The following is a 20,142-nucleotide window of genomic DNA, read 5'->3' on the forward strand; positions in this document are numbered from 1 at the left end:
GGGCGTTTTTCAGACGCCCGTGAGGTGCCATCGGATGGTTTTCAGGCGCCCGCGAGGTGCCTCAGTGCGAGGGTCAGGAAGAAAAGTGCGATCAGCGCCAGAGCGATGAGCGCGGGCGTTATCCCGCCCAGTCCGTGATGGTGCATCCGCTCGCGGTTGGCACGGCACAGAGGGCAGCGGCCCTCTGCGACAGGGTGGGCGCACCCCGCGCAGACGAGGTCTTCACAGCTCATGATGTCCTCCCTCTCCGAGGTCAGAACTACTTTATGCGGTCATTACCAGGCGCCGAATCGTTTTGTTTCCGTTATGGACTTTCCATGCCAGTCTTCCCCCTAGACTGGGCTCCGGCCAACCGGAACGTCGATCGTAAGTAAAGACCGGCGCCCCCCGGCCGGCGAGAGGCGGAAGTGGACCTCTGCCCCTCCCGCGACCGTCCTACCCCCTAGACTGGCATGCCGTGATGCGCCCGTGATCCATTTTGATAATGTCACCAAGGTCTACGCGAACCAGAACCGGCCCGCGTTGGACCACGTCAGCGTCGATGTCGACAAGGGCGAGTTCGTGTTCCTCGTCGGCCCTTCAGGCTCGGGAAAGTCGACCTTTCTCCGTCTGGTCCTGAAGGAGGAGCGCCCCAACTCGGGAGCGATCCACGTGGCCGGCAAGGATCTCGCCCGACTGTCCAATTTCAAGATCCCGCACCTGCGCCGCCGGATCGGCTGCGTCTTCCAGGACTTCCGGCTCCTGCCGAACAAGAACGTGTACGAGAACGTCGCGTTCGCCCTGGAGGTCATCGGCAAGCCCCGCCGGTTCATCCGCAAGGTCGTGCCCGAGGTCGTCGAGCTCGTCGGCCTGGAGGGCAAGGCCCACCGGATGCCCGACGAGCTGTCCGGTGGTGAGCAGCAGCGGGTCGCGATGGCCCGCGCCTTCGTCAACCGGCCTATGATCCTGCTTGCCGACGAGCCGACCGGCAACATCGACCCGGCGACGAGCATCGGCATCATGAAGGTGCTCGACCGGATCAACCGGACCGGCACCACCGTCGTCATGGCCACGCACGACGCGGCCATCGTCGACTCCATGCGCAAGCGCGTAGTGGAACTGGAGGACGGAAAGATCGTCCGAGACCAGTCGCGTGGCGTGTACGGCCAGGCGTACTGAGCCCAGGACCAGAGACAGCGACAGGAAGAGCATGCGGGCAAACTTCATCTTCTCCGAGGTCTGGATTGGCCTCCGCCGTAACCTCACGATGACCGTCGCGGTCATCGTGACCGTGGCCATCGGCATGGCGCTGCTGGGAGTGGGTCTGATGATCAACTCTCAGATCTCCACCATGAAGGACTTCTGGTCGGACAAGGTCGAGGTCTCGGTCTTCCTGTGCAAGAAGAACGACGCCTTCCCGCAGTGCAAGGGCAGCAGCGCCCTCAACGCCGAGAAGCAGGCCGCGCTCAGGGCACAGATCGAGGGCATGCCGCAGGTCCAGGCCGTGGAGTTCGAGAACGCGGCCGAGGCCTACAAGAACTTCCGCGCGCAGAACGCCAGTAACACCGTGATGCTCTCCGCCATCCAGGTGGAGGACATGCCGGAGTCGTTCCGGGTCAAGCTCAAGGAACCCGACACCTACGAGTCGGTGATCCAGGCGCTCAAGGGTGCCCCCGGGGTCTCCAACGTGGTGAACCAGAAGGCGATCCTGGAGAAGTTCTTCGGGCTGCTGGAGAGTCTCCGCTGGGCCGCCCTGGTGGTCGCGATCATCCTGGTCTTCGCCGCCGCACTGCTGATCGGCAACACGGTCCGGCTGTCGGCCTACAACCGCAGGCGTGAGACCGGCATCATGCGGCTGGTCGGGGCCTCCAACCTCTACATCCAGCTCCCGTTCGTGATGGAGGGGGTCATCGCCGGCCTCCTCGGTGGTGTGGTGGCGGCGGTGCTGCTGATCATCAGCAAGGTGTTCCTCTTCGACAAGGTGCAGGCCTACCTGGCCAACAGCCAGCTCACCTGGGAGACCGTGGCCACGGTGATCACCTTCACGATGATCATTGGTGTGGTCATCTGTGTCTTCACCTCGTTCGTCACGCTCCGCCGCTACCTGCGGGTGTGACGCGGCCGTGCTCATGGCTCGCGCGTCCGGGCGCTCTCCGCGCTCGGGCGCGATCCGCCGCTCCGGACCCCGGTAGGCTCAAGGGCATGCCACGTGAGACCGGGCGGAAGGTCATCGCCCAGAACAAGCGTGCCTGGCACGACTACCACATCGAGGACACCTACGAAGCTGGTCTCGTGCTGCAGGGCACCGAGGTCAAGTCGCTGCGTCTTGGCCGCGCCTCCCTCGTCGACGGCTACGCGGTGATCAAGGACGGCGAGGCCTGGCTGATCAACGTCCACATCCCCGAATACACCATGGGGACCTGGACGAACCACGCGGCGCGGCGCACCCGCAAGCTGCTGCTGCACCGTAAGGAGATCGACAAGCTGGTCTCCAAGACCAAGGAGGGCGGCCTCACCCTGGTGCCGCTCGCGATCTACTTCAAGGACGGCAAGGCCAAGATCGAGATTGGCCTCGCGAAGGGCAAGAAGGACTGGGACAAGCGGCAGACGCTGGCCGAGAATCAGGCCAAGCGTGAGATGGCCCGCTCGCTGAGGTACAGGAACAGGTAATTGTGACGGGGAAGGCTCGGCGGACCGTTGCCGCGGTGCTCACGCTGGCGGTGACGGCCCCCATGCTGTCCGCGTGTTTCGAGGAGCCATCGGCCCACGAGGCGGTGCGTGACTTCCTGGTCGGCTGGCAGACGGGCGACTACACCATGGCCGCCCGGCGCACCGACGGGGATCAGAAGGTGGTCCGTCAGGCCCTGGAAGACGCCAAGATCCACCTTGACGCGGCCTCGTTCCGCTTCAGGCTCAAGGGGATCCGGGGCGAGGGGGAACAGACCGAGGCCGATTTCGAGGCCGAGGTCGACCTCGGGGAGAACAACCCCCTCTGGACCTACGCCGGCAAGCTCCCGCTCCGCCTGGTGGGCGGTCAGTGGAAGGTGCACTGGTCGCCCAGTGTGATCCACCCCCAGCTGCACGAGGGTGAGCGGTTCGCCGTGGACGTCAAGCCCTACGGGCGCAGGCCGATTCTCGACCGCACCGGTGACCCGCTCCAGCAGCCGGCCACGCTGTACGTGGCGAACGTCATCCCGTCCATGCTGAAGGACGATGTCGCGGTCTGCCGGCAGCTCTCCAAGATCACCGGATTCCCGCAGGACCGTCTGCTCAGCAAGATCCGCTCGGCGATCCCCAACGCCCAGGTGCCGCTGGTCACCTTCGGCCGCGCCAAGTACGCCCAGCTCCGCGCGCAGCTTGAGGCCATCCCTGGCATCAACGTCTCCCCCGAGCCGCTGCTGATCGATCCCGAGTCGCCCGCCCAGATCGTGGGCTCCGTCACCGCCGTCACCCCGGAGAGCGAGCAGCAGCTCGGCGGCCCGCAGCGGGCCGGAGACACGGTCGGCCGTAGCGGTCTGCAGAAGGCCTACCAGGAATACCTCACGGGCTCGACCGAGACTCGCGTGATCACCCTGGATGTCAAGTCGTCGAAAAAGGTCGCCGAGCTGCGCAGATGGTCCCCCAGCCGCTCCAACTCCGAGGTGCGCACCACCCTCGACCGCGCCATCCAGCAGGCCGCCGACACCGCGTTGCTCGGCGACGGCGTGCCCGCCATGCTGGTGGCGGTCCAGGCCTCGACCGGTGAGGTGCGGGCCATCAGTACCACGAAGGAGTACAACCAGGAGAGGCAGGCGCTCGCCGGGAAGTTCCACGCGGGGAGCATCTTTTCGATCATGTCCGTCGAGGCCCTGCTCAAGGCCAAGGTGAGTTTCAAGCAGAAGCTCGCCTGCCCGGCCGACCGGACCGTCGGCGGTGCCCAGTTCCATCAGACCGTAGTCCCCGCAGGGGGCGCGCTGAGCCTCCAGGGCACCTTCGCGACCGGATGCGTGACCGCGCTGGCCTCGCTGGCCCGCAGGATCGACGGTGCGGAGCTGATGGCCAGCGCCGCCAAGTTCGGCATCGGCGCACCGTGGACCCTGCCGTTGAAGGCATTCAGCGGCAGGGTGAGCCCGCTGAAAAACGACGCCGCCAAGGCCAAGGCCATCGCCGGGCAGAACGTCCTGGTCAGCCCGCTCTCCATGGCTCTGGTCGCCGGGGCGGTCGCCTCGGGGACCTGGCGCCCGCCCGTCCTGGTCACCGAACCGAAGACGTTGGACCCCACGGCCGAGGCCCCGCCGCCGAAGATGCCGGACCCGATCGAGATCGACGAGAAGACGGTCAGCACCCTCAAGAGGCTCATGCGCGCCGGCGTGACCTCGGGCTCGGCACGTTCGGCCGCGGCGGCGGGCGACCCGGTCTACGGCATCACCGCCTCGGCTACACAGGGGCGCAAGTCGATGGCCTGGTTCGTCGGCTGGCAGGAGGACGTGGCGGTGGCGGTGCTGGCGCAGAGTTCCGACTCCACCGCGGGGGCGGCCATCGCCGGACGCTTCTTCAAGGGGTTGCACGCCGGACTGTAGCTCAGTGGAATGTTCTCCTCACTCCGAGCAACCATTGTCTGTCTCGTCTGCGTCTTTCCAGATGACTGAGTTCCGCTCGGGGGTTGCGGGCTCAGTCGCCGCGATGAGATCAGGGCTCTGTCTCGGGGGAGGCCTTGGCCGTCCGGACCGGCTCGACCCTGCCGGTCGGCCCCGGGGGCGTGTGCGACGACGCCGCGCTCCCGGGGCTTCGGCGGCGCCCGCTCCACAGGACCTCCCGCGACCTCCGGAGGCTCGCCGGAGCGGAATTCAGTTGGCGTTACCGGTGTTGTAACAGGTATCTTCGGATAGCTCGGTCCCACGGGACCGGGTTGACAACTCAACAGGGGGGTGACTGGTTTCGACTTTGGCTTTGCAAGTCAGGGGAAGCGGGTCGAGGACTGCGGACATAACCTCGTTAACACTGTGACCGCGACCAACAAGTGCCAATAAGACGCACTCCGAAGTCAGCCAGGGCAACCTGGCACTCGCCGCCTAAGCAGCGAGTGACTTCTGCCGGCCCGGGAGCGCCTCCGGCCCGGATCCGGCATCGCTAGGAGGCTCAACCGATCGACCCGGCCACGGGGAAGATCGGGAAATCAGACAGTGGCTGAGCCCGTCGGCGTCTTGCCTGCGTGATCGCCGGGGCTGAGAAAAGCAGAGCAGGCTGTGCCCGGAGAAGCCCTGTCTTGGAGTCGAAGGACGCGGGTTCGATTCCCGCCACCTCCACCCCCGTTCCGCATCCGAACGTGCGGAACAGATCGTCGAAGGGCGGTCGGTCGGCGAAGTCGCCGATCCGGCCGCCCTTGATCTCTGTCTGGGCGAAAATCCCCTTACCGGGCGGAGCATCGGAAAGTGGACGGAACGCCGAAAAGCTAGGCTAATCCCGATGAATCCTTCGGAACGGGCCGCACCAGGCGATTCGCAGGTGATCGGCGGCTACGCGCTCCGGCGCGTGCTCGGGCGCGGCGGCATGGGCACCGTACATCTCGCCACCACCCCGACCGGCGGCCTGGCCGCGGTGAAGGTGATCAATCCGGAGCTGGCGCGCGATCCGGCCTTCCGGCGGCGTTTCGAGCGTGAGGTCGCCGCCGCCCGGCTGGTGGCCCGGTTCTGTACGGCTCCCGTGCTGGACGCCGGGCTCGACGGAGAGGTGGCCTACCTCGTCACCGAATACGTCAAGGGGCCCGATCTGGCGGGTGCCGTACGGGACCAGGGGCCGATGGCCGGCTCCGACCTGGAGGCACTGGCGGTCGGCATCGCGGTGGCGCTGAACGCGATCCATGGGGCCGGGGTGATCCACCGGGATCTCAAGCCGTCGAACGTGCTGCTCTCCCCGCTGGGCCCGCGCGTGATCGACTTCGGGATCGCGAAGCTGGTCGACGGGGACAGCCTGGCGAGCCAGGCGATTCTGGGAACGCCCGCGTTCATGGCCCCCGAGCAGGTACGTGGAGAGGAACTCACCCCGGCGGCCGACATCTACGCCTGGGGCGGTGTGATCGTGTTCGCGGGGACCGGGCGGTTGCCGTTCGGCGGCGGGGCGCCCGCGGAGGTCCTCTACCGGATCGTCAACGAGGGGCCGCACCTCGACGGGCTGGACGAGCGGATGCGTGGCTTCGTCGAGCGGGCCATGGCCAAGGATCCCGCGGCGCGGCCGAGCGCCCGGGAACTGCTCGGCGAGCTGGTCGGCGGCCGGGACCTGACACCGGCGACGGCCACCCAGGTGGTCGAGCGGACCTGGACCGGCCAGCCTCCGGCCGCCGTCGGACAGACCCGGCCGGCGGTCTCCCCGCCGGTCTCCCCGCTGGTCCGGCGGGTGCCGCTGTTCGCCGGGCTGGCCGCTCTGACGGTGGTGGCCGGGGTGGCGGTGTGGTGGGGGATGGCGAGGCCCGGCGGGGAATGGCCGTTCCACGCCGACTTCGGCGCCGCGGATCACTCCTGGTCGGTGGGGTCCACCGATGCCGGACGTGCGGAGGTCGCCGGCGAGGCCTATCTCCTGACGGTGAGACCGGGCTGGCGGCTGTGGAAGTCGGCTCCCGGGCCGGCCGAGCCCGACGCGGGGGTGGTCATCAGCAGCTCGGCGCGCCTGACCGGGGGCTCGGGAGAGTTCGGCGTCTGGTGCCGGGGTGATTCCGGCAGTGGTGACCGCTACGAGTTCGCGGTCAACGGCTCCGGGACGGTCTCGATCACCAAGCGGCAGGCCGGCCAGAAGGGCACCGTCCTGTACGGACCCACTAAAAACGCAACTATCAAGAAGTCGGCGGACAATCGCGTCGTCGCCGAATGCCGTCCCGACGGGGAGAAACTCGCTCTGCGCATGTGGGTCAACGAGGCCTTCGCCGGTGAGGCCGTCGACGACGGCCCCCATGCTCCCGGACGGACCGGCCTGTACGCGGCACCGGACGGCGACGCCGGGATCCAGGTGAGGTTCGGCTCGTTCGACCTGCGCCCGGCGGGCGGGTAGCCCGTGCGGTTCGGTCTGCTCGGCCCCCTCCAGATCCTTGACGGTGACCGGATCCTGGCACCGCCCGGTCCGGCCAAGCACCGCGCGCTCCTGGCCGCCCTGCTGCTGCGCGCGGGGCACGTCGTGACGCTCGACCGGCTGGTCACCGCGGTGTGGGGCGAGAACCCACCGGCCTCCGCCGAGCAGGTGCTGCGGGTCTATGTGAGCGCACTGCGCCGTCTGGTCGGGGCCGAGACCATCCGCACGGCCCCCGGTGGCTACCTGATCGCCGTCACCCCCGACCAGGTGGATGCGTACCGGTTCGACCGCATGGTGGAGCGGGCACGCCGGGGCCGCGAGGCAGGGAGGGCGGCCGAGGCCGCCGACGAGCTACGTGCCGCCCTGGGACTGTGGCGCGGACCGGCGCTGGCCGACGTCGACTCCGGTGAGCTGAGGCGGACGCATGCCGTACGCCTCGAAGAGCTGCGCCTCGGCGCGACCGAGGAACGTATCGATCTCGACCTCGCACTCGGACGTCACGGCGAGGTCGTCGGCGAGCTCCGTGCCCTCGTGGCCGCCTACCCGCTCAGGGAACGCGCCTGGGGGCAGCTGATCCTCGCGTTGCACCGGGGCGGGAGGCGTTCCGAGGCGCTCACGGCCTACCAGGACGCCCGACGTTTACTGGTGGAGGAGCTGGGGCTGGAGCCGGGTCCCGAGCTGCGGGCGGCCCACGACAGCGTGCTGGCGGGAGAGAGCTGGGGGCCCGGTGCCCGCACACAGGAGGCGCCGCACGAGACGCCGCCTGACATCGCCGACTTCACCGGCCGCACGCAGGTCCTGAGCTGGATCGCCGGCGAGGTGCCCGCCGCCGGTGGTGCGCCGGTGCATCTGGTGCTGCACGGCCCCGCTGGTTCGGGCAAGAGCGCGGTGGCCGTCCACGCGGCCACGCTGCTGGGCGCGGAGTTCCCTGGCGGCCGCCTGTACGCCGCGCTGCGTACGGGTGACCGGCGGGTCGGCGCGGGCGCCGTACTGGAGGACCTGCTGCGCTCGCTTGGCTGTCCCGAAGGTGCCGTTCCCGCCGGTATCGAGGACAGGGTGCGGCTCTACCGCAGCATGGTGGCCACCCGGCGGCTGCTGGTGGTGTTGGACGACGCCGCGGACGAGGCCCAGGTCAGGCCGCTGCTGCCGACGGGGCCGGGGTGCCTGACGCTGGTGACCAGCAGATCCCCGCTGTACGGGCTGGAGGCCTCCCGCGCCTTCGAGCTCGGCGTGCTCGACCCCGCCGAGTCGGTGGAGATGCTGGCCAGGGTGGCGGGGGAACCGCGCGTGCGGGCTGAGCCGCGGGCCGCCCGGCGGATCGCCGAGCTGTGCGGCGGGCTTCCGCTGGCGCTGCGGATCGCGGGGTCCCGGCTGGCCAGGCGGCCGGGCTGGACGCTGGAACACCTGGCCGGGCGGCTGGGTGACGAGCGCGTGCGCCTGGATGAGCTGGCTGCGGGAGACCTGGCGGTGCGGAGCAGTCTCGGTCTCGGCTACCGGGGCCTGGCGGCGGAGGAACAGCGGCTGCTGCGGCGACTGGGGGCACTGTCGGCGCCGGACGTGGCGCCGTGGGCCGCCGCCGCGATGTCCGGCGGCCCGCGGGTGGACCGGATCCTGGAGGAACTGGCAGGGGCCGGCCTGCTCCAGGCGCGAGGGCTGGACGACGCGGGCCAGGAGCGGTACGGCCGGCATGATCTGACCCGGCTCTACGCCGCCGAACGCCTCGCCGAGGAGGAGGGTGCGGCGGCAGGGGTGCTCGCCGTGCTCGCACGTGAGGTCCTGGAGCGGGTCCGGCGGGCCCGTGCCCTGCTGCTGCCCGCCGAGCCGGGCACCGGCCGGACCCTCGCCCGTACGGCGGAGCAGAGCGCGGCCATGGAGATGACGCACCTGCGTGAGTCGGCCCGGTGGCTCGCGGCCGAACGGGGGTTCCTGGTCGCCGCCGTCGCGGACTTCCACCGCGCGGGTCTGGCCGAGGCCGCCTGGCGGCTGGCGTTCTACCTGACGCCGTTCTTCGAACTGCGCGCGCACCACGAGGACTGGCACGCGACGAGCCGGGTCGGGCTGGAGGCGGCGCGGCTGGCGGGTCACCGTCATGGCGAGGCGCTGCTGCTGAGGGCACTGGGAGACCTGTACCGGATCGAGGGACGCCTGGACGACGCCGCGCGGGCGCTCCAGACGGCGCTGTCCCATTTCCGGGATCTCGCAGACAGGGCCGAGGAGGCCCGGGCACGCTACCGGCTCGGTCTGGTCCTCCTCGCCCAGGACCGTCCGGCCGAAGCGGAGCGGTCCCTGGCGGAGTGTCTGGCCGCGTTCGAGTCGGCCGGTGACGTCCGTGGCCGGGCGGACGCGCTGCGCTCACTGGGCTCGGTACGGCGGGCCGAGGATCTGCTGACGGCCGGCCTCGATGCCTACCGGGAGCTGGGCGATCCCCGAGGCCAGGCGGCGGCCCTGCGTGAACTGGCCCTTCTCCACCTGGACCGGCGGCGCCTGCCGGCCGCCCGCGACTGCGCCGAACGCGCCCTCCGCGTCGACCGGCGGCTGGGGGACCGGCTGCCCGAGGCATCGGACCTCGTGCTGCTGGCCCGGGTGGCGCGCGCCGAGGGACTGCCGGTGGCGGCGCGGGCGGGGGCGGCGGAGGCTCTGGCGATCTTCAAGGAGTACGGCGACCGCAGGGGGGCCGCCCACACGCTGCTGGTCATGGCCGGTGCGGATCTCGACATCGATGAGGTCGACGGGGCGTCTGCTGTGATTTCCAGGGCCGCGGAGGCGTTCGATACCCTCGGCGACCGGCACGGTTCGGCCGAGGCGGCGGAACTCGCGCGGGAGGCACGCCGGCGCCGCGGTCTGTGGTCATAGCGGACTATACGGATTCTGAAGGTCGACTCCCTACATTCATGTCCAACCCCCGACAAGCAGAGGTGACAGAGGATGCGAAGGAAGATCGCGCTGGCCGTGGCCGCCCCCGGACTGGTGGTGGCCCTGACGGCGTGCGGCGTGCTCGACGGACGGCAGCTGGGCGACGGCGGTCAGGAACGCCAGTCCCAGCAGGCTTCCGGGACGGGCGCCACCGGCGCGTCGTCGTCCGAGAGCCAGGCCCCGCCCGGGGCGTCCGAGAGCCAGGCCCCGCCCGGGGCGTCGGAGGACCAGACTCCGCCCGGGGCGTCGGCGAGCGCGCCGTCCCAGCAGGGGGAAGTGATCGCCACCCGCGACGTCAAGGCCGGGGGAGCCGAGCTGACCGTGGACATCACGGGTCTCCGGCGGCAGGGGCGGCTGGTCACGCTGAGCTGGACCATCACCAACACCGGTGACACCGACTGGGAGATGAGCAACGACCTGGGGGACACACCCGCCTATCTCGGACTGACGGTGGCCGGGGTGAGTCTCGTCGACCCCGTCAACGCCAAGCGTTACCGGGTTGCCCGTACCGGTGACCGGGCCACGGCCAAGTGCGTGTGCTCGGACTACGACCCCAGGACCAAGCCCGGCGAGGTCCTCCCGCTGTACGCGACGTACGCCGCGCCGCCGCCGGACGTGCGGAAGATCAACGTGGAGTTCCCGGTCCTTGGGATGTTCGCCGATGTTCCGATCTCCTGAGCCCCTATGGCGTTCCCTGGGCGCCGCGGCGCTGGCCATGGGGCTCGTCGCCGGGGCTGCGGCGACGGCGTGGGCGGAGCCGGACCCGCCGGCCGACGTCACCGCGCCGGTACAGGACCTCATCCTGCCGGTCGACGACATCCTGGCCGAGATCGAGTCGCTGGACGGCAGTGAGAGCGAGTCCAAGCAGGGGGAGACGGTCACCCTGGCACTCACCAGCGACGTGCTCTTCGCCCTCGACAGGGCCGCGCTGACGGGCAAGGCGGCGGTACGGCTGGGGGAGGTCGCCGACAAGATCAAGAAAGAGTCGGCCGGAGGCCTGATCAAGATCATGGGGCACACCGACGACCAGGGGGCCGACGCCTACAACGACCGGCTGTCCCTGCGGCGGGCGCAGGCCGTACAGGAAGGGCTGCGGAGGCTGCTGGCCGGGCAGGGCGTGACCTTCCAGGCCACCGGTTTCGGTAAACGGCGGCCGAAGGTGCCCAACATCGTCGACGGTAAGCCGGTCGAGGAGAACCGGGCCAGGAACCGCCGCGTCGAGATCGTCTTCACCGCCAGATGAGCTCGGGCCGGGGATCCACCATGCTCCGGTCAGCCGCCGGGGAGTTCACTCAGGCGCACGGTGACCGTGGAGGTGGAGCCGTTGGGGTGCTGGATCTCGACCTTGGCCTCCGCGCCGGGACTGAGGGGAGCGAGGACCTCCGACAGGGCTTGCGTCATCGGGGTGGGCGTGCCGTTGATCGAAATGATCACGTCGCCCGGCTTGATCCCGGCCTGAGCGGCACCGCTGCCCGGGGACACGCGTGCGACGCCGACGCCCACCGGCTGGCCGTCGCTGTCGACCACCGTCTGCACGGTGACGCCGAGAGCGGCCCGGTGGGTGTTGGTGACCCTGCCGCTCTTGATGATCTGCTGGGCGATGCTGGTGACGATGTTGGACGGGATCGCGAAACCGATGCCCGGGGCCTGCCCCCCGCCGAGTTCGGGGTTGATGGCGGTCAGGGTCGGGATACCGATGACCTCGCCGGAGAGATTGACCAGGGCGCCGCCGCTGTTGCCCGGGTTGATCGCGGCCGAGGTCTGGATGGCGCCGGTGATCGTGGCGCCGGGGGATTCACTGTCGGTGGGCTCGCTGATCGTACGGCCCAGCGCGGAGACGATGCCGTTGGTGACGCTGCCGGACAGTCCCAGCGGGTTGCCCATGGCCAGCACGATCTGACCGACCCGTAGCCGGGTGGAGTTGCCGAACACCGCCGGCTTGAGGTCGGTGGGATCGTCGACCTTGATCACAGCCAGGTCGCCGAGGTTGAAGGACTTCACGAGCCTCGCCGTGCGAGGGGCGCCGCCGCTGGCGAGCGTCACCTGGAAACGCTTGGCCCGGCCGACCACGTGGGCGTTGGTGATGATGTGCCCGGCGCCGTCGTAGATGACGCCCGAACCGAGGCCGTTGCCCGTGGTGATCTGCACGATGGAGGGCAGCACCCTCGCGATGACCTGCTCGTACCGCCCCTCCAGGGCCGCCACGTCGTCCGGGGCCTGCAGTGGGGCCCGAGACGGGGCCCGGGATGGGTGCGACGGAGCCGGCGATGGGGGCTGCGACGGAGCCGGGGCCGAGGCCGGGGGGGAAGCCGAGGCCGGGGCCGAGGCGCTGGGCGCGTCGGTGAAGGCGCCGGACAGCTGTGATCGCGGGGTCTGGCCACAGCCGGCGAGCGCTATGGCAGCGGCGGCGAACAGTGCGATACGTGAAGTTGATCCCCCCATGCAGGGATATCTTCCCAGCTCACAGCGGAAGATACGTCTGCCGGAGACTGCTCCGTCTGAGCTTCCCGGGGGGATGTGCGGCAACCGATCTCGTGGAGGGCCCTCATGGGCGCGGTCGTGCAGAGCGATGTTCTATTTATTGGAGAGGAACGTCGCTACCAGGGAAAATGGCCACCTCATGGCTCAAGTGAAATTGTGACACGGTATATCGATTAGGGCAGGTGACGTAATGTGACGGCTATGGCGGACGTTGGTGGAAACTCCTCCGGGCGTTCTCAGGAGGGATATGTTCCCTCTTACGAGGCGCTCACAGCACCCCTGCCCGCTATCCGCGACGGAGACGGCGCGATGATCGGCACCCGGGTGCCGCGGCGCTTCCCCATCGGGGACGGTGAGGAGACCGTGCTCGTCCCTCGGATCGATCCCGATGGATCGTTCCCTCAGCCGAGCCCGGCTTTCTCACAGGGAGATGCGACCGGTGGCGCAGGCCCGGCCGGTGCGGCCGAGCGGTCCGGCTCGCCCGCGCACCGGGGGAATACCGGGCACCGGGGGAACGCCGCGCACCGGGGGAACACCGGGCTCCGGGCGGCCTACAGCGTCGCAGCCGCCGTCGTCATCGCCGCCGCGGCCGTCCTGACCTTCGTGCTGTTCTCCGGAGACGAGCCCGGTGACTCCGTACGGCTCCCGCAGGCCGACGCGGCCACCGAGTCGATGCCCCCTCGGGCCGTGCCCACGATCACGCTGCCCGGTCTGCCCAGGGTGAGGGCACTGGAGGCGCTGCCCGGCACGCCGAGCCCGGTGCTGGGCGCGGTGACCGATGTCAGGGCCGCGATCACCTACGCCAGGCTGGGCAAGCCGTGGACGTTCGCGGCCATCCCGTCTTTCACCGTCGGCCAGCAGGTGGGAACGGTCCGGCTGCCGCCCACGATGGCCGTCTCCGGTCCGCTGCCCGGGGCGGCGCCCGCCACCGCGCTGGAGACCGGCGCCGACTTCCGCAAGGCGGCGCTGAGCGCGGTCAGGTGGACGGTCCGCAACCACTATCCGGCGGGCAGCAAGGTCGCCTGGACCGCCTCACAGGAGCCGGCCGAGGGCAAGGGCTGGACGTTCGGCTACCAGGTGACCTATCAGGTGAAGGGGGAGCGGCGTACCTCGCAGGCGGCGCTCGCGTTGCTGGACGTGGGCCGTAGCAGGCCCGCCATGCTCTTCGTGACCGTGCCGGACACGCATAAGCAGCTCTGGGCCGATATCGCACCCTTGGTGGCAAGCGTCCGCGCATTGTGATGGAAGTACATTCCAGAATATGGTTCTGTCACTGAACCTTTTCTGGAGGCTTTCATGGCGATCGGGTTGAGCGAGGAACACGAGGCGCTCCGCGAGTCGGTGACCGGCTGGGCGGAGCGGAACATCCCGTCCGAGGTCGTGCGCGTGGCCATCGCGGCCGAGAACGAGGAGCGCCCCGCCTTCTGGTCCGGTCTGGCCGACCAGGGACTCCTCAGCCTTCACCTGCCGGAGGAGCACGGCGGCAGCGGGTACGGCCTGCTGGAGGCCGCCGTCGCCATCGAGGTCCTTGGCGAGCGGGTCGCCCCCGGCCCCTACGTCCCGACCGTGTTCGCCAGTGCGGCGATCATGGCCTCCGACGGCAAGGCACCCGCCGAGCTTCTCCCCGGCCTCGCCGACGGCACGCTGACCGGTGCGGTCGCCCTGACCGGTTCGATCACCGGAAGCCGGGGGGAGGACGGCACGCTGACCATCGGCGGCGTCACCGAGCCGGTCCTGGGCGGTGCGCTCGCCGATGTCCTGGTCCTCCCGGTCCACACCGACAGGGGAGAGGAATGGGTCGCGCTGGACGCCTCGCAGGTCACCGTCACCCCGGTCGGCTCGCTTGACCTCACCCGCGGTGTGGCCAGGGTGGAGCTGGACGCGGTGACCGTACCGGCGGGGCGGGTGCTGGACGGGCTGGAGCGCCCCGGCGTCCTCAACCTCGCCGCGGTCCTGTTCGGTGCCGAGGCCTCGGGCGTCGCGTCGTGGTGCGTGAACGCCGCGGCGGAGTACGCCAAGGTACGCGTGCAGTTCGGCCGCCCGATCGGTCAGTTCCAGGGCGTCAAGCACAAGGCCGCCCGGATGCTCGTCGCGCTGGAGCAGGCCCGCGCCACCGTGTGGGACGCCACCCGTGCCGCGGCCGAGAACGCGGCCGGAGGGGAGGCCGCCTACACCGCCGCGATCGCCGGCGTGGTCGCCCCCGACGCCGCGGTGCAGTGCGCCAAGGACGCCATCCAGATCTTCGGCGGTATCGGCTACACCTACGAGCACGACGCCCACCTCTACTACCGCCGCGCGCTGACCCTGCGCGCGCTGCTCGGCTCCTCCGCCGACTGGGCCGAGTCCGTCGCCTTGCTGGCGCTGGCGGGCGTCAGCAGGGAGATGGAGATCGACCTGCCGGACGACGCCGCCGCGCTGCGTGAGGAGATCCGGGCGGAGATCGCCGAGATCGCCAAGCTGGAGGGCAGGGAGCAGAGACAGGCGCTGGCCAAGGCCGGCTATGTCATGCCGCACCTGCCCAGGCCGTGGGGCCGCGACGCCAGGCCGCTGGAGCAGGTGCTCATCTTCCAGGAGCTCAGAGCCGCCCGGGTCAGGCTGCCCCAGATGATCATCGGTGCCTGGGTGGTCCCGTCGATCGCCGCGTACGGCACACCCGAACAGCAGCAGCGCTTCCTGCCCGTCACGCTGAGCGGCGAGCTGATCTGGTGCCAGCTCTTCTCCGAGCCCGGCGCCGGCTCCGACCTCGCCTCGCTGCAGATGAAGGCCGAGAAGGTCGAGGGCGGCTGGAGGCTCAACGGCCAGAAGATCTGGACCTCGGTGGCCCACGTCGCCGAGTGGGGCATCTGCATCGCCCGCAACTCCTCCGAGGGTTCCAAGCACGACGGCATCACCTACTTCCTGGTCGACATGAAGGTGCCGGGCGTCATGGTCCGGCCGCTGACCGAGATGACCGGCGAGAACCTGTTCAACGAGGTCTTCTTCGACGATGTGTTCGTCCCGGACGAGCAGGTCGTCGGTGAGGTCGGCCAGGGCTGGAAGGTCGCCCGCAACACCCTGTCCAACGAGCGGGTCTCGCTCTCCGCGAGCTCCGGGGGCACCGGCTCGTCGGTCCCCGACCTGGTCGGGCTGGCCGGGCGGCTCGGCCGCGAGCTCACCCCCCTCGAGCGTCAGGGACTGGCCCGCGTGGTCTGCGAGGGCCACTCGATCAACGCCCTCGGCCTGCGGGTGACGCTGAAGCAGCTCACCGGCGCCGAGCCGGGCGCCGACGCCTCGGTCCGCAAGCTGCTGTCCACCTCGCACGCCCAGCACGTCTCGGAGTGCGCGGTGGGGTTGATGGGGGCATCCGCCGTGGTCGCCGCCGACATGAAGCTCGGCGACGCGGGTTACTGGAACCGCGCCGTGCTGGCCACCCGCGCGATGACGATCTACGGCGGCACCACCGAGGTGCAGCTCAACATCATCGGTGAGCGCATGCTCGGGCTGCCCCGCGACCCGGAACCGGGCAGGTAGCCAGCTGAAACGGGGTGACTCCAGATGTATCCGTTTATTTCTGGATTCACCCCTGTGATGCTCTCCATGGATCGGGCGCCCGGGTGATGGTGGTGCGGCCCGGCTTCGTGGTCGGCAGGATGACCGAGGGCATGTCTCCCACCCCTGGCCAGGTCGCCGACGCGGTGATCGCCGGGCTGCGCTCGGACGCCGAGACCGTGTGGGTCCCCGGCAGGCTGCGGGTGTTCTTCGCGGCGACGCGCGTGCTGCCCGCGCGATCTGGCGGCGGATGCCTCGCTGAAACAGGTTCTTGTTGGCGATGTCCACCGAACAAAGGTTCTCTACTAGAACGCGTTTCAGTCAGCCGAGGGCGATCGTACCGTGGGCGCATGCGGACACGCATCTTGTTCCGGGCGCTGGTTCCGCTGGCACGCCCCGGCGGCGGTGTGGCCGTGGTGACCAACGGAACGCCGTTGTGGTTGCAGGACACAGCGTGGTCGCAGGCGCTGCGCGGCTGCCTGGAGCAATGGTTTGGCCAGAAGCCCACCCGCACCTGCGGTACCGATGACCCGAGCCGGCGGCGCTACCGCGACAGTCTGGCCGCCGCGGGGTTCGAGGTGAGCGAAACCAGCGTCGACTACACCGACGAGCTGGACCTCGACCAGATCGTCGGCGGCGTCTATTCGGCACTTCCCGTCGACAAGCTGCCCGCGCCGGATCGACGGCCACTCTTCGCCGAGCAGATCCGTCGCACGTTGGAGCAGCACCAGCCGTTCACCGAACACGTCCGCGTGGCAGTGCTGATCGGCCGGATCGGAGACGGAGCCGGCCGGTCCACGTCTGCCGGACAGCGTAAGCGGTGATCAGCCGCTGCCGTAGGGGCGGGTGAGGATCTCCAGGTTGTGCCTGTCCGGATCCTCGAAGTACAGGCCGCGTCCGCCGTCGCGGTGGTTGATCTGCCCGACCTCCTGGTGGAAGGGGTCGGCGTAGTAGGTGATCCCGGACTGCTGGATCCGGCCGAAGATGGCGTCGAACTCCTCCTCGGAGACCAGGAAGGCGTAGTGCTGCGAGGCGATCCGCTCCTCGTGGCTCTCGGCGAAATCCAGGGTGACGCCGTTGCTGGTCTTGACGGGGATGAAATGCCCAAAAGGCGCCTCAACCTCAAGGCCCAGGATGGTGGCCAGGAATTCGGCGGACGCTCTCTTGTCGCGGGCCGCCACGATGGTGTGGTTCAGCTCAATTGGCATGGTGGGATTCTTTCCCACGGCCTCGGGAAAAGACAGCATCGGCGGCTTCCGCCCGGTGCGTGGCGCTCCTGTCGCCGTTTCCCTCGTCCGAGGAGAGGGGTACTGAGACCTCGTCCTGCCCCCCGACCCGGCCGCCGCGCCGATCGTCTTGCTCAACCCCGTCGTCACCGCCGCCTCCGAACAGGTCGATGAGCAGTACGAAGGCTGCCTGTCCTTCTTCGACGTGCGCGGCATGGTCCCGCGCCCCCTGTGGATCGAGGTGAGCACCACCGATCTCGACGGCGCTTCGGTGACCACCACGTTCGAGCGCGGGCTCGCCCGGCTCGTCGCGCACGAGATCGATCACCTCGACGGGCTGCTCTACCTCGACCGTATGCGCCCAGGCGTTCACCCGATCCCCGTCGAGGAGTACCGTGGCACCGGCTCCACCTGGAGTTACTGATGGCCAGACAGGCCAAACGAGCAACCCCGCGCCTTCTGGGCTTACCAGTGCTGGACCCCGAGAGTGGCCTCTGTACTGGAAAGCGCTTACCGTAGGAAGGTGGCCTCCGCGTCCCCAGCGGGGCCGCCCTCAGGTGACGAAAGGCTTTCCGTTGATCCACTCATATGACCCCCGGACCGGTGAATCCTTCGGCGATCCCCTCGCGCCCACCTCGGACGGGGAGGTCGACGCCGTCGTCCTGGCGGCTCACGCGGCGGGACCGGCCTGGCGCGCCGCCGACAGGGCGCCCGTCCTCGACGCGGTCGCCGCCGCCCTGGAGGCGAACGTCGAGGAGCTCTGGCGCGCCGCCGACGCCGAGACCGCGCTGGGCGAGGTACGGCTGCGCGGCGAGGTCGCGCGGGCCGCCGGGCAGTTCCGGCTCTTCGCCCAGGTGCTGCGGGACGGCGGGCACGTCGAGGCGGTGATCGACCACGCGACGGCCGAGCCGCCGGTCCCCGACCTGCGACGGATGAACCACCCGCTGCCCGGCGTCGTGGGCGTCTTCGCGGCGAGCAACTTCCCGTTCGCCTTCTCGGTCGCGGGCGGCGACACCGCCTCCGCCCTGGCCGCCGGATGCCCGGTGGTGGTCAAGGCCCATGACGGTCATCCGCGCACGTCGGAGCTGTCACAGAAGATCATCCAGGGTGCTCTGCCCGACCCCGCGCTCCTCGGGCTGGTCCGCGGGCTCGACGCGGGCCGCCGGCTGGCCCGGCACCCTGCCGTGGCCGCGGTTGGGTTCACCGGCTCTGTCCCCGGCGGGAAGGCCGTCCAGGCGCTGATCGACGAGCGTCCCGACCCCATCCCGTTCTACGGCGAGCTGGGCAGCGTCAACCCCGTGGTCGTGCTGCCCTCGGCCCGCCGCGACGGCCTCGCCCAGGGGTTCGCCGCCTCGCTGACCCTCGGCGTCGGCCAGTTCTGCACCAACCCCGGGCTGCTGTTCGTGCCCGACGACGTCGAGCTGCTGACCTCCATCGCCGAGGCGGTCGCCACGACCACGGGCGGCTCGATGCTGACCGAGCGGATCCGGGACGGGTTCCTGAACGGGATCACCCGGCTCGGCAAGCTCACCCCGCTGGCCGAGGGGCAGGCAGGGGAGGGCGCGTTCGCGGTGACGCCCCAGGTGTTCACCACCGACCTCGCCACGTTCGCCGCCGGCCTTCCCGGCATCGCGGAGGAGTGCTTCGGCCCGGCCGCGGTGGTGGTGACCTACGGCGACCCGGCGGAGCTGCCCGCCGTACTGGACCGGCTGGAGGGCTCACTCACCGCCACGATCCACGCGACGGACCCCGAGGAGGCGCGGGAGATCGCCGATTCGCTGCTCAGGAAGGCGGGACGGCTGATCTGGAACGGCTGGCCCACCGGGGTCGCCGTCCGCTGGGCGATGCACCACGGAGGCCCCTGGCCCGCCAGTACGGCCGCCGCCCACACCTCGGTCGGCGCCGCCGCGATCTGCCGCTGGCTGGGTCCCACCGCCTACCAGGACTGGCCGGCCGAGCTGCTCCCGCCGGAGCTGCGTGACGACAACCCGCTGGGCATCCCGCGCCGGGTGGACGGCGTCCTGATGTGAGGCGGACCGGTATCGGGGTGGGAGTCCCGGCCTGAGCTGCGACGATGCCGGGGCTGCGGTGGCCGGTGACCGCTTGGGGAGGCGGTCACCGGTCACCGATCACCGGGGCGAGGCCAGGAGGCGCAGGCCGGCGACGGCGAGGCCGACCGCCTGCAGGACCGCACCTGTGACCTCGAACCACTCGCTGCCGGCAATGAGCCCGGTCACATGCAGCACAGGCCACGCGATGACCATGGCGCCGGCCCAGAGCGGGATCGCGTGGCTACGCAGGAGGGCCAGCCCGAGCAGCAGCGTGCCGACCAGGTTGCCGAGCACGAAGAGGAGAAACACCCACAGCACCGACGGGTCGCTCTGGCTGCTGTCGAGGACGGCCGCGTAATCCGCGGTGGGGCCCGCGTGCTCCGCCATGGCGACGGTGATGAATCCGCTGCAGTTGATCCCGAAGTAGCAGATGTATCCAGCGCCGGTGAGCGCCGCGCCGATGGCACCGAGTCTCGGGCTCCGGCCTGCCAGGAGTCGCGTGACGCCGAGGACCGCCGGGACCATGAGCAGGCTCGCCAGCATCGCGGCGACGGTAGCGAAGCGATCCAGGCCGGGGTGGGCCGCCGCCAGGGCGAGCGCCCCCGCACCGGTGCTGTCGTCTCCCCCAGCGCGGGTGGCCCACGCGTAGGCGCCGTTGGCGGCGACGAACCCCCATGGTGCGGTGAACAGCGCCAGGGCGAGTGGGACGCTGCGCCGCACCGGCGGGTCCGCCGGTGCCGGTGAGCCGGTGGACGGCGCGGAAGGGGGAAGTGACGTTTCCATGGTTCTCCTTGGGGTGAGTCCAGCGTTCGGTGGATCTGTGGTGGGTTCAGGTGCCTGCCCAGGCGAAAGCGGTCCGGGCTTGGACGGCCTCGGCGTCGCCACAGCGTGGAGTCGCTGATGCGACCTGGGCGGCCTCGTCGTCC

At 70.1% G+C, this 20,142-nt stretch carries 17 protein-coding genes and 1 other RNA gene; 14 read left to right on the forward strand and 4 right to left on the reverse strand.

Annotation, left to right across the window (positions count from 1 at the left end; translation table 11 throughout):
* Positions 1-41: 41 nt before the first annotated feature.
* Positions 42-233 carry a hypothetical protein gene (locus ACIN94_RS22575; protein ID WP_400709055.1) on the reverse strand — a complete coding sequence of 64 codons (192 nt, stop codon included), beginning with the start codon at positions 231-233 and terminating at the stop codon, positions 42-44.
* 235 nt (positions 234-468) lie between these two features.
* Between ACIN94_RS22575 and ftsE the strand changes: the two genes are divergently transcribed.
* The 9 genes from ftsE (at position 469) to ACIN94_RS22620 (ending at position 11,173) form a co-directional block, all read left to right on the forward strand.
* Positions 469-1,158 (forward strand): cell division ATP-binding protein FtsE, encoded by a 690-nt coding sequence (gene ftsE / locus ACIN94_RS22580; RefSeq protein ID WP_012888192.1) that lies wholly within the window; start codon positions 469-471, stop codon positions 1,156-1,158.
* 31 nt (positions 1,159-1,189) lie between these two features.
* Complete coding sequence (gene ftsX / locus ACIN94_RS22585) at positions 1,190-2,095, forward strand: permease-like cell division protein FtsX (RefSeq protein WP_400709059.1); 906 nt, start codon at positions 1,190-1,192, stop codon at positions 2,093-2,095.
* Between the two features lie 86 nt (positions 2,096-2,181).
* Positions 2,182-2,649: an SsrA-binding protein SmpB gene (smpB, locus tag ACIN94_RS22590; RefSeq protein WP_400709062.1), complete on the forward strand. Its 468-nt coding sequence runs from the start codon at positions 2,182-2,184 to the stop codon at positions 2,647-2,649.
* A gap of 2 nt (positions 2,650-2,651) precedes the next feature.
* A complete protein-coding gene (locus tag ACIN94_RS22595; RefSeq protein ID WP_400709065.1) occupies positions 2,652-4,538 on the forward strand; it encodes a penicillin-binding transpeptidase domain-containing protein in 1,887 nt (628 codons plus the stop codon).
* A 344-nt stretch (positions 4,539-4,882) separates the two neighbouring features.
* Positions 4,883-5,267, forward strand: a transfer-messenger RNA (tmRNA) gene (gene ssrA, locus ACIN94_RS22600).
* A 157-nt stretch (positions 5,268-5,424) separates the two neighbouring features.
* Positions 5,425-6,999, forward strand: coding sequence for a serine/threonine-protein kinase (locus ACIN94_RS22605; RefSeq protein WP_400709068.1), 1,575 nt, complete (start codon positions 5,425-5,427; stop codon positions 6,997-6,999).
* Positions 7,000-7,002: 3 nt separating this feature from the next.
* Entirely contained in the window at positions 7,003-9,870 is a 2,868-nt protein-coding gene (locus ACIN94_RS22610) for a BTAD domain-containing putative transcriptional regulator (protein ID WP_400709071.1), read from the forward strand.
* Between the two features lie 72 nt (positions 9,871-9,942).
* Positions 9,943-10,608 carry a hypothetical protein gene (locus ACIN94_RS22615; protein ID WP_400709074.1) on the forward strand — a complete coding sequence of 222 codons (666 nt, stop codon included), beginning with the start codon at positions 9,943-9,945 and terminating at the stop codon, positions 10,606-10,608.
* The gene (locus ACIN94_RS22620; RefSeq protein WP_400709077.1) at positions 10,592-11,173 is read left to right on the forward strand and encodes an OmpA family protein; all 582 of its coding nucleotides are present in this window, start codon (positions 10,592-10,594) and stop codon (positions 11,171-11,173) included. Before ACIN94_RS22615 ends, ACIN94_RS22620 begins: the two co-directional genes overlap by 17 nt.
* Before the next feature lie 29 nt (positions 11,174-11,202).
* Here the strand turns inward: ACIN94_RS22620 and ACIN94_RS22625 are convergent, their stop codons facing one another.
* Positions 11,203-12,135 (reverse strand): S1C family serine protease, encoded by a 933-nt coding sequence (locus tag ACIN94_RS22625; RefSeq protein WP_400709080.1) that lies wholly within the window; start codon positions 12,133-12,135, stop codon positions 11,203-11,205.
* Positions 12,136-12,720: 585 nt separating this feature from the next.
* On the opposite strand from ACIN94_RS22625, the gene ACIN94_RS22630 reads away from it, so the two are divergent.
* The 3 genes from ACIN94_RS22630 (at position 12,721) to ACIN94_RS22640 (ending at position 16,763) form a co-directional block, all read left to right on the forward strand.
* Positions 12,721-13,653, forward strand: coding sequence for a hypothetical protein (locus ACIN94_RS22630; protein WP_400709083.1), 933 nt, complete (start codon positions 12,721-12,723; stop codon positions 13,651-13,653).
* A gap of 54 nt (positions 13,654-13,707) precedes the next feature.
* Positions 13,708-15,921 (forward strand): acyl-CoA dehydrogenase, encoded by a 2,214-nt coding sequence (locus tag ACIN94_RS22635; RefSeq protein WP_400709086.1) that lies wholly within the window; start codon positions 13,708-13,710, stop codon positions 15,919-15,921.
* A 368-nt stretch (positions 15,922-16,289) separates the two neighbouring features.
* Positions 16,290-16,763 carry a hypothetical protein gene (locus tag ACIN94_RS22640; RefSeq protein WP_400709089.1) on the forward strand — a complete coding sequence of 158 codons (474 nt, stop codon included), beginning with the start codon at positions 16,290-16,292 and terminating at the stop codon, positions 16,761-16,763.
* Here ACIN94_RS22640 and ACIN94_RS22645 read toward each other — a convergent pair whose 3' ends face one another.
* Positions 16,764-17,147: a VOC family protein gene (locus ACIN94_RS22645; RefSeq protein ID WP_400709092.1), complete on the reverse strand. Its 384-nt coding sequence runs from the start codon at positions 17,145-17,147 to the stop codon at positions 16,764-16,766.
* Positions 17,148-17,295: 148 nt separating this feature from the next.
* Between ACIN94_RS22645 and ACIN94_RS22650 the strand changes: the two genes are divergently transcribed.
* Positions 17,296-17,589 carry a peptide deformylase gene (locus tag ACIN94_RS22650; protein ID WP_400709095.1) on the forward strand — a complete coding sequence of 98 codons (294 nt, stop codon included), beginning with the start codon at positions 17,296-17,298 and terminating at the stop codon, positions 17,587-17,589.
* Between the two features lie 151 nt (positions 17,590-17,740).
* Positions 17,741-19,195, forward strand: coding sequence for an aldehyde dehydrogenase (NADP(+)) (locus ACIN94_RS22655; RefSeq protein ID WP_400709098.1), 1,455 nt, complete (start codon positions 17,741-17,743; stop codon positions 19,193-19,195).
* Positions 19,196-19,294: 99 nt separating this feature from the next.
* Here ACIN94_RS22655 and ACIN94_RS22660 read toward each other — a convergent pair whose 3' ends face one another.
* A complete protein-coding gene (locus ACIN94_RS22660) occupies positions 19,295-19,999 on the reverse strand; it encodes a hypothetical protein (protein ID WP_400709101.1) in 705 nt (234 codons plus the stop codon).
* Positions 20,000-20,142 lie beyond the last annotated feature (143 nt).

The organism is Streptosporangium sp. NPDC087985 (assembly GCF_044741965.1).
Taxonomy (GTDB): Bacteria; Actinomycetota; Actinomycetes; order Streptosporangiales; family Streptosporangiaceae; genus Streptosporangium.

What these genes read in the sequence shown, in the direction of transcription:
- ACIN94_RS22575 (WP_400709055.1), bottom strand. Translation starts at nt 233, where the DNA reads ATGAGCTGTGAAGACCTCGTCTGCGCGGGGTGCGCCCACCCTGTCGCA.
- ftsX (WP_400709059.1), top strand. Translation starts at nt 1,190, where the DNA reads ATGCGGGCAAACTTCATCTTCTCCGAGGTCTGGATTGGCCTCCGCCGT.
- smpB (WP_400709062.1), top strand. Translation starts at nt 2,182, where the DNA reads ATGCCACGTGAGACCGGGCGGAAGGTCATCGCCCAGAACAAGCGTGCC.
- ACIN94_RS22605 (WP_400709068.1), top strand. Translation starts at nt 5,425, where the DNA reads ATGAATCCTTCGGAACGGGCCGCACCAGGCGATTCGCAGGTGATCGGC.
- ACIN94_RS22615 (WP_400709074.1), top strand. Translation starts at nt 9,943, where the DNA reads ATGCGAAGGAAGATCGCGCTGGCCGTGGCCGCCCCCGGACTGGTGGTG.
- ACIN94_RS22620 (WP_400709077.1), top strand. Translation starts at nt 10,592, where the DNA reads ATGTTCCGATCTCCTGAGCCCCTATGGCGTTCCCTGGGCGCCGCGGCG.
- ACIN94_RS22630 (WP_400709083.1), top strand. Translation starts at nt 12,721, where the DNA reads ATGATCGGCACCCGGGTGCCGCGGCGCTTCCCCATCGGGGACGGTGAG.
- ACIN94_RS22635 (WP_400709086.1), top strand. Translation starts at nt 13,708, where the DNA reads ATGGCGATCGGGTTGAGCGAGGAACACGAGGCGCTCCGCGAGTCGGTG.
- ACIN94_RS22640 (WP_400709089.1), top strand. Translation starts at nt 16,290, where the DNA reads ATGCGGACACGCATCTTGTTCCGGGCGCTGGTTCCGCTGGCACGCCCC.
- ACIN94_RS22645 (WP_400709092.1), bottom strand. Translation starts at nt 17,147, where the DNA reads ATGCCAATTGAGCTGAACCACACCATCGTGGCGGCCCGCGACAAGAGA.
- ACIN94_RS22660 (WP_400709101.1), bottom strand. Translation starts at nt 19,999, where the DNA reads ATGGAAACGTCACTTCCCCCTTCCGCGCCGTCCACCGGCTCACCGGCA.